The sequence below is a fragment of the Halorubrum sp. SS7 genome, assembly GCF_005435055.1.
GTDB classification, from domain to species: Archaea; Halobacteriota; Halobacteria; order Halobacteriales; family Haloferacaceae; genus Halorubrum; species Halorubrum salinarum.
Genome location: NZ_SGXV01000098.1, coordinates 1 through 1,375 on the forward strand (window position 1 = coordinate 1; position 1,375 = coordinate 1,375).

The 1,375-nt window shown below is 48.6% G+C and carries 2 protein-coding genes; both read left to right on the top strand.

Translation table 11 applies throughout. The annotated features are described in order from the left end of the window. Positions 1-377: 377 nt before the first annotated feature. A complete protein-coding gene (locus EXE44_RS22110; RefSeq protein ID WP_369333863.1) occupies positions 378-932 on the top strand; it encodes a CAP domain-containing protein in 555 nt (184 codons plus the stop codon). 74 nt (positions 933-1,006) lie between these two features. Beyond that, positions 1,007-1,354, top strand: a complete 348-nt coding sequence (locus EXE44_RS22235) for an AN1-type zinc finger domain-containing protein (RefSeq protein ID WP_137706826.1) — start codon at positions 1,007-1,009, stop codon at positions 1,352-1,354. The last annotated feature ends 21 nt before the right edge of the window (positions 1,355-1,375 follow it).

Genomic DNA, 1,375 nt, shown 5'->3' on the forward strand with positions numbered 1-1,375 from the left:
AACACAGAATCTGGCAATAAAAATAACTAGTTGGTCAGTAAGAGATTGCTATGGACTGCGATCACTGCGGTCGCGACATCGATGGGATGCCGTATACCTGTAACAGGTGCGGCGAAACCCACTGTAGTGATCACCGGTTACCTGAGTACCACGAATGTGTTCACGTTCAGACCATCGAACGCTCGTGGGAAAACTACTCTTCAGCTCAAGCAAAAGAAAGATCATCTGGGTCAAGTAACTCCCTGTCGGGGGTGGCTGATGTTTTTTGGCTACTGATCTCAATCCCATATTGGATCGGCAGTAATATAATCGGATTTCTCAAGTTCACGCGAAAGTATCCAGCTACGGGACTGTGGAAGATCTCGAAGTTTGCGATTATGGCCGCTGTACTCGTACTAATCGCAGGGCAGGCTTGTTTCGGTCCAATCAATTCTCCGCAGGAACAGGTCGTTTCTCCAATTTCGAGTACAGTATCGAACGTAACTGAATCTGCTGAAATAAACAAAACACAGGTGGAACAACTGGTCCACGAAGAAGTGAATCAGAGACGATCAGAGCGTGGCTTATCTCGACTATCAGAATCAACCAATCTCAACCAACAATCCCGCCTACACAGCGATGATATGGCGTCCCACGACGAGTTAGCACACGATCTACCTGGTTCTACCACTGACGAACGACTGTCACAAGCATCCTGTCTTACCGGCGGTGAAAATGTAGCTCAATCGTGGGTATTTGAAGACATAAAAACCGAATCCGGTACGGAATACCTAACCGACGAAGAGGAACTTGCGAAATCTCTGACACGTCAGTGGATGAACTCTCCCGGCCATCGTGAAAATATGCTCAGAACGCGGTGGTCGGAAACAGGAGTCGGGATCACAATTACTGATGAAAATAAAGTGTACGCTACACAGATGTTCTGCGCGTAAATCGGACTCTCAATACCCCCGTAAACGTCTCGTCCTGCCAGAAAAGATAACTTGTTTCTAATCAAAGAGGTCGTATGGAATGCGACCACTGCGGTCGCGATGTAGATCGGCTCCCATATACTTGTAAAGGGTGTGACCAGCAGTTTTGTGTGGAACATCGCTTGCCCGAAGAGCACGACTGTATCCAATTAAAGGCCGAAGCGGCTGAACGGGAGCTAAATCAGGAAGAGAATAGCGTTAAGCCGTGGTTTAAAGAGGAATTTCGCCTTTCAAATGTAGCCTCATCATCAAGCTCTTCGGAAGGTGGAAGGTGGGACGGAAATCAATCAGATGTGCCGACCGCAGAGTGCGTGAACTGCGGCAAGCGCCTTCGTGAACACGAAATCGCTGCTCTGTTGAATCCGCAGAAGGCGACGGGATAGCGTCGCTCTGAAGGTGGAAGC

Excerpts from the sequence above, each read along its gene's own strand:
- EXE44_RS22235 (WP_137706826.1), top strand. The coding sequence starts at position 1,007 with ATGGAATGCGACCACTGCGGTCGCGATGTAGATCGGCTCCCATATACT.
- EXE44_RS22110 (WP_369333863.1), top strand. The coding sequence starts at position 378 with ATGGCCGCTGTACTCGTACTAATCGCAGGGCAGGCTTGTTTCGGTCCA.